General features: G+C 56.0%; 8 protein-coding genes. 7 read left to right on the plus strand and 1 reads right to left on the minus strand.

What is annotated here, in order from left to right; genetic code table 11:
- Both AAAC48_RS09405 and AAAC48_RS09410 read left to right on the plus strand, forming a co-directional pair.
- Positions 1–186, plus strand: a 186-nt coding sequence (locus AAAC48_RS09405; protein WP_340653927.1) for a hypothetical protein, incomplete at its 5' end; no start/stop codon positions are given.
- Between the two features lie 49 nt (positions 187–235).
- Complete coding sequence (locus tag AAAC48_RS09410; protein WP_340653928.1) at positions 236–802, plus strand: L,D-transpeptidase; 567 nt, start codon at positions 236–238, stop codon at positions 800–802.
- 42 nt (positions 803–844) lie between these two features.
- On the opposite strand, the gene AAAC48_RS09415 is transcribed toward AAAC48_RS09410, so the two are convergent.
- Positions 845–1,774: a LysR substrate-binding domain-containing protein gene (locus AAAC48_RS09415; RefSeq protein ID WP_340653929.1), complete on the minus strand. Its 930-nt coding sequence runs from the start codon at positions 1,772–1,774 to the stop codon at positions 845–847.
- A 99-nt stretch (positions 1,775–1,873) separates the two neighbouring features.
- Here AAAC48_RS09415 and metC point away from each other — a divergent pair, with 99 nt between their 5' ends.
- From metC to AAAC48_RS09440, 5 genes are all read left to right on the plus strand, one after another.
- Positions 1,874–3,082 (plus strand): cystathionine beta-lyase, encoded by a 1,209-nt coding sequence (gene metC, locus AAAC48_RS09420; RefSeq protein ID WP_340653930.1) that lies wholly within the window; start codon positions 1,874–1,876, stop codon positions 3,080–3,082.
- A gap of 32 nt (positions 3,083–3,114) precedes the next feature.
- Complete coding sequence (locus AAAC48_RS09425; protein ID WP_340653931.1) at positions 3,115–4,149, plus strand: transporter substrate-binding domain-containing protein; 1,035 nt, start codon at positions 3,115–3,117, stop codon at positions 4,147–4,149.
- Between the two features lie 38 nt (positions 4,150–4,187).
- On the plus strand, positions 4,188–5,303 hold the full coding sequence (locus tag AAAC48_RS09430; RefSeq protein WP_340653932.1) for an ABC transporter permease subunit: 1,116 nt from the start codon (positions 4,188–4,190) through the stop codon (positions 5,301–5,303).
- Position 5,304: 1 nt separating this feature from the next.
- On the plus strand, positions 5,305–6,411 hold the full coding sequence (locus AAAC48_RS09435; protein ID WP_340653933.1) for an amino acid ABC transporter permease: 1,107 nt from the start codon (positions 5,305–5,307) through the stop codon (positions 6,409–6,411).
- Between the two features lie 8 nt (positions 6,412–6,419).
- Positions 6,420–6,874, plus strand: a 455-nt coding sequence (locus tag AAAC48_RS09440; protein WP_340653934.1) for an ATP-binding cassette domain-containing protein, incomplete at its 3' end; no start/stop codon positions are given.

Below are 6,874 nucleotides of genomic sequence, written 5' to 3' on the forward strand. Positions count from 1 at the left end.
AAGTCGATGGTCAGCGCCGGATTCGACTGCTCTTCACGAAAATTGGCTCGCCACGGCGGCTGGTGTGGCCCTCTCGAAGCCAAGTTAATCCACCGCTTTGAAACTGACTTGCCGTTGCCCAAAAAGACGACGCTGCATTCCAGTTCGTGGCCTCCTGATGTTCTTAGGAAGGCTCCTCGCGTCTGACTGTGCGCTTCTCAGTACAGTTCAAACAGACAAGGATAAAGAGAATGTCATGATTACCAGACGGTTGTTCACTGTAGGATTTGCGGCAACGTTGCTTGCGCCCGGAACCGCCGTGGGACAGACGAAGACAAGAAAGTTTCAGCTGGACCCAATATTCCTTCCCCAAAGCGTGGAGTATGAGACAGATCTGCCAATTGGATCGGTCGTCGTCGATCCGAAGGACAAATTTCTGTACTTTATCGAAAGTCCGTTCAGCGCCCGTCGCTACGGCATTGGAGTCGGCCGCGCGGGTCTCGAATGGTCGGGTGAAGCGGTCGTGGGGCGAAAGGCCGTCTGGCCGCGTTGGATTCCGACGAAAGATATGATCAAGCGCGAGCCCGGCAAGTACGGGAAATACTCGGTTGGTGTGGATGGGGGCCCAAACAATCCATTGGGTGCCCGGGCGATATATCTATATCGCAATGGGCGCGACACGTACTACCGTATCCATGGCACCATAGAGCCTTGGTCGATCGGTAAAGCCGTATCAAACGGATGCATCCGCATGAGAAACCAGGATGTAATCGAACTCTACGACCAAGTCGGCATCGGTACGACGGTCGTTGTCTTGGGGTAGCGAAAAAGGAAGCAGCCCTCTTTTTGATCGTAGAGTCTTGTGTCACAGAACTCCGTCGGGATGGTACTGGCTGCATTCCTGCAGGAGTTTATCGCGTTCTTGAATGAGGTCCGCCGCAAACTCATCCACGAGTCGCGATCTTGCCCTTTGTGGCGGAACGATTTGTAGGGTCACGAAGTTGACGGAGGGAACCAAGGGGCGGGCAATGAGTCCTGCATTTTGATACCCCTCCGAGACATAGCTAAGTACGTTGGCGACCCCCACGCCTGCGCCTTCTATCGCCAGTTGGCAGACAGTGGCCGAGAATTGCGTTTCCACGATCATGCGGGGCGAAACACCCGCGGCAGCCAGATGGCGGTCGAGCTGTTTTCGGGCAGTGTCCTCAGGCGCGAGACAAATCAGGCGCTCCTGATGGAGATCACTCGGGCTCACGATCCGCTTGCTCTCCAGGGCGTGACCTTGCCGAAACACACATACGCCGTAACTTTCGATGAAAGGCTCGGCGACGAGATTGGTCGTATCGATTTCGTCCGCACATAGCCCAAAATCGAATAAGCCGCTTGCCACCAAATCACGCACTGCAGACGAACCAGCGATTTCGAAAGTTATCGACACGGCAGGTCGGCGTTTCAAATACTTCGCGATTACCCGCGGCATGAAGCTGAGGCCAAGGGCAGCGGAACTCGCGACCTTGAGCGAACCCGTTCCCACTTCCCGGATCCGCGCGGCTGCTTGCCGCAACCTGTCCAGGCCAGCATGGGCCGCCTGAACCTCGCGGTAAAGCAGTAGTGCTTCAGGCGTTGCCGTGAGCCGTGGACCAGACCGTTCGAACAGCTTGAGTTTGGTCGTGTCCTCGAGCCGCTTCAAACCACGACTGACCCCGGGCTGTGAAATTCCCAGCAGGGTGGCGGCCCTTGTTGTCGAGCCCGTTTTCATGACTGCACTAAACACTTCGATCAGGGCTAGATTCATGGGAATTCATTATAACCTGGATGAATGATTTGGTGACCACTATGCATTTGTGGCGTGTCTATCACAAGTCTACTGTCGGAAGTAGACAAGGGATTTAACATGCACGACGACACCAGATGCCTGCAATCGGACGACGCCCCAGCCCCATTCGGCTTTCAAAGCCTTACCTTTCCGGTTTTCCGCGGGTCTACGGTGGTGTTCCCCACAGTCGAGGCCTACCAACGCCGGCGTGAGACTTTCTACGACGGCTATTCCTACGGACTGTACGGCACGCCAACTTCAAGGGCGCTCGAAGCTCGGATCGCGTCGCTCGAAAATGGAGCTACGTCTCACGTAGTGCCGTCTGGTCTTGCCGCCATTGTCTTGACAATTCTCGCGGTGGCGAAAGCTGGTGATCAGGTGCTGCTACCGGACAACGTATATGACCCGGTAAGGACACTGTCCGACAACTTTCTGTCATTTCTCGGAATTCAAGTCGTCTACTACGATCCGCTAGTCGGGGGCGAGATCGCGGCACTTCTAGACGACCGCGTCAAGCTGGTCCTGGTTGAATCGCCTGGCTCGGCAACGATGGAAATTCAAGATATGGCGGCGATTGCAAGCGCCGCGCAGGCAAACGGTTCACGCGTGGCTGCTGACAATACATGGGCGACCCCGCTTCGGTTCAAACCTCTCGAGATGGGTATAGACTTCTCCATCTGCGCGATATCGAAGTATATTGCGGGACACTCGGACGTGCTGATGGGCTCTGTCACTGTCCGCGATGAAATCCTCTACCGACGCCTTCGGGATGTATCACGTTATCTAGGTTATGGTGTTTCACCGGAAGACTGCTCTCTCGTCATGCGGGGTATTGAGACACTTCCGGTACGGCTCGATCGGGCAGAATCGAATGCTCTGGCGATTGCAAAGTGGTTCGAGGAACGCCCTGAGGTCGTCAGGGTCCTTCACCCGGCGTTTCCTTCCCATCCCGGGCACGAATTATGGCAGCGCGATTTCTCGGGATCATCGGGATTGTTCTCGGTGATTTTACAATCGTGGACGCGCCCGCACCTTGCATCGGTGATCGAGTCCTTGGAGTTCTTCAGCATAGGGGCAAGTTGGGGCGGCACGAAAAGCATCGTGGCTGTGATGGATCCGCCTCCGGTTCGCACAGTGACAAGAACCATCGAGCAGGGCCCCCTGATCCGCTTCAGTATCGGCTTGGAGCACGTCGACGACCTGTTGGCCGATCTGGAAAAGGCATTTCGGCTCATGGAAGCCGAAATGGTGGAACCTCTCACGCCGTCCATCCGGCAGGGGATCTAGATATCAAATCAACAAAAAAAGGGAACATGGACATGAAACTGAGAACATTCAAATCGCTGGCAGTAGCAAGTGTCGCAATCGCCGCTTCGGCCCTACTCGGAGCGTCGGCAGGAGCCCAAACGGTCGTCAACAAGATCAAAGAGCGCGGCTATGTGAGCTGTGGCGCGAGCCAAGGCGTACCAGGGCTCTCGCGGCCGGACGAGAAAGGTTATTACCGTGGCTTCGACTCCGACATTTGCCGCACCTTTGCAGTCGCGATTCTGGGCGACAAGGACAAGATCCGTTTTGTGCCCCTCAATGCAGGCCAGCGGTTCTCAGCGCTGCAGACGGGCGAGATCGATATCCTCTCCCGTACGTCAACCTTGACCTACACCCGCGATATGGTCGTCCGCTTTGTGTGGCTCACGCTCTACGATGTCGACGGGCTTCTGGTTCGAAAGGCCGACAACATCACTGATCCCAAGCAACTGGATGGCAGGACGGTGTGCCTGCAAGGTGGCGGCAGCCTCACGGAGACTGCAATCCAGGAGACCGAAGACGAGCACAACATATCGATGCAGAAGGTCTACTTCGACTCCACGATCCAGGCACGGGATGCCTTCTTCGGGGGACGCTGCGACAGCTACGTCACTGACGGGACCGCCGCGGCTGGCCAACGTGCTTCGGTCGCCAAGAACCCGGACGATTACGCCATCATAAGAGTTGGACACACCGTCGAACCAAACGGCGTCGCCATTGCCCGCGGCGACGACCAACTTTTCGACGTCGTCCGCTGGACGGTCAACGCGTTGCTTTGGGCCGAGGCTAACGGTATCGACTCGAAAAACATCGACGAGAAGCTCAAGACGGGAAGCGATGAAGTGAAGCGTGTTTTGGGGGAGGAGCCTGGTTTCGGCAAGCCGATCGGACTTGACGACAAGTGGGTCTACAACGTCATCAAACAGATGGGGAACTATGCGGAAATTTGGGACAACAATCTCGGCATGAACAGTCCCCTGAAGGTGGAACGCGGCATGAACGCTCTCGCCAAGGACGGCGGTCTGAACTACCCGCTGCCGTGGAACTGATCGTATCGGCGTCAATGGTCACGAAACAGGAGGGCTAGATGCTCAACGACGCGAAGGCAAGGGCGATCGCTATTCAGGGCGTTTTGATATTCGCGCTCGTTGGGATTACGGCTCTCCTCTTTACCACGACTATCGCCAATCTGGAGGCCCGTGGCATTCCGATAGGGTTTGACTTCCTCACGATGCCGTCAAGGCTCGTGATATCCGAGTCAATTCTGCCATACGGATCACGTGATCCTTACTACTGGGCGATCATCGTCGGAATAGCGAACACAATCCTTATTTCGGCGCTGGTCATCATCTTCTCGTCGATTATAGGCCTGATCTTAGGGATCACGCGGTTAAGCAGCAATCCGCTTGCCTCAGGTACATGCAAGGTGTGGGTCGAAGTTGCACGCAACACGCCCCCAATTGTCCTGCTCATCTTTCTCTATTCGCTGTGGTGGAAGATTCTTCCGCCAATTGGCCAAGCCGTCAATCTTGCGCCCGGCGTCTATGTGTCAATGCGTGGTCTCGTGATGCCGGCCTTTGATGTCAGCCTGCAGTCGGTCGGATGGGGTCTCGTTGGACTTACGAGCCTGTTGATCGGTGCGCGTGTAGTCCGCACGTTCTCTCGTCGCATAGAGTGGTTCGCCATCGTTGCGCTGCTAGGTGCAGCAGTGCTCGGCTTCTGGGCAACAAAGGCATCAATCAAGGTCGATTGGCCCGTCTTTACGGGCTTTAGTTTCCGGGGCGGGATTGGGCTGACACCGGAACTCAGCACAATTCTCGTCGGTTTGACGATCTACACCAGCGGGTTTGTTGCTGAAATCGTTCGAGGCGGCGTATTGGCTATCGGCAAGGGCCAATGGGACGCCGGCCGCTCACTCGGCCTATCCCGAACCAGGATATTACGACTGATCGTCATCCCCCAGACTTTGCGCATAATCCTGCCTCCTCTGAACAGCCAGTACATCAACGTCGTCAAGAATTCGACGCTTGCGATTGCGGTTGGCTATCCCGACTTCCTGGCCGTCATGAACACGACCATCAGCAAGTCGAGCCATTCTATCGAAGGACTATTCATCATCCTCGGCGTCTATCTTGCCCTGAACCTGACGTTGTCGGCTGTCGCCAATTGGTACAACCGTCGTATCGCAATAGTGGAGCGATGATATGAAATCGTTGTCGGCAGAACTTGCCGGGCGGCCAATCGTGCCTACCATCTCATCAGGAGCATTCACCGACAAGGTTCGGCAAGCGGTCAAGCTCCTCTTCGACACGCCGTTGAATGCAATACTGAGCATAATTTTTGGCGCTGGTTTGTTTGCCGTGGTGCCTCCAATGTTTCGGTGGTTCGTTTTGGACGCGGTTTTATTCGACCCTGATCCCAATGCCTGCCGTGCGGTGTCGGGTGCTTGCTGGAGTTTCATTTATGCAAAATCCGGTCAATTGCTTTTCGGGATCTATCCGTTCGACGAGCGCTGGCGTCCGGCATTGGTGTGTGTGCTCATCATTGCACTCCTCGCCTGGTCGGTTCGGCCGGCCAGTTGGACGCCACGACTGTTGCAACTTTGGGTCGCGGCCTTGGCGCTCGTCGGATGGCTGATGGGTGGCGGTCTCGGGCTGGCAACGGTTCCCACATCAACCTGGGGCGGCCTTCCAGTGACGTTGATTTTGACCGTTGTGGCCATTGGGGTCGCTTTCCCCATAGGCGTCTTGTTGGCACTTGCACGCCGCTCGATGACGATGCCTGCGATGCGGATCATCGCCGTGGCCTTCATCGAAGGAATTCGTGGATTGCCGCTGCTGTCTATCCTGTTCGTCGCATCAATCATGCTTCCGCTATTTTTGCCGGACTATCTCCTGCCGGACAAGTTTGTGCGTGCGTTGGTCGCCCTGACGCTGTTTGCATCGGCATATTTGGCGGAGGTGATCCGCGGCGGACTGCAAGCCGTTCCAAGTGGGCAATATGAGGCTGCCGAAGCTCTCGGCCTCTCGTTCTGGCGCGCGCAAAAGCTGGTGATTTTGCCACAGGCAATCCGCGTCGCCATTCCGGCGCTGGCGAATACAATCATCGTGATGATCAAGAACACAAGCTTGGTGCTTGTGGTCGGGTTGTTTGACCTTATCAGTTCCGGCAAGGCGGCATTGGCCGACCCAGTGTGGCCATCTCCAGCAGCCGAAACTTTCCTGTTCATTGGTGCGATCTTCTTCGCGCTTTCCTTCTCCTTCGCCCGGTTCTCCGATTTCCTGGAGCGGCGTAGTCACATCGGTTATTGAGAGGTTACATGACGATATCCGTCGCGAACCACCCAAGTCTTCAGCTGACTTCGCGGAATGATGAAGTCGCTGTCGAGTTGACGGGTGTAAACAAGTGGTATGGTGATTTCCACGTCCTGAAGGACATCAACCTCAATGTGATGCGCGGCGAGCGCATCATCGCTTGCGGCCCGTCCGGCTCAGGCAAGTCCACCATGATCCGCTGTATCAATCGGCTGGAAGAACATCAGAGCGGGAAGATCCTGGTTGATGGGATTGAGCTCACCAACGATCTGAAGAAGATCGACGAGGTGCGCCGCGAAGTCGGCATGGTATTCCAGCACTTCAATCTGTTCCCGCATCTGACAATCCTCGAAAATTGCACGCTGGCACCAATCTGGGTGCGCAAGATGCCGAAGAAGAAGGCCGACGAGGTTGCGATGCATTATCTTGAGCGCGTCAAGATCCCCGAGCAGGCCAATAA

It is taken from the genome of Phyllobacterium sp., from assembly GCF_037994405.1.
GTDB lineage: Bacteria > Pseudomonadota > Alphaproteobacteria > Rhizobiales > Rhizobiaceae > Phyllobacterium.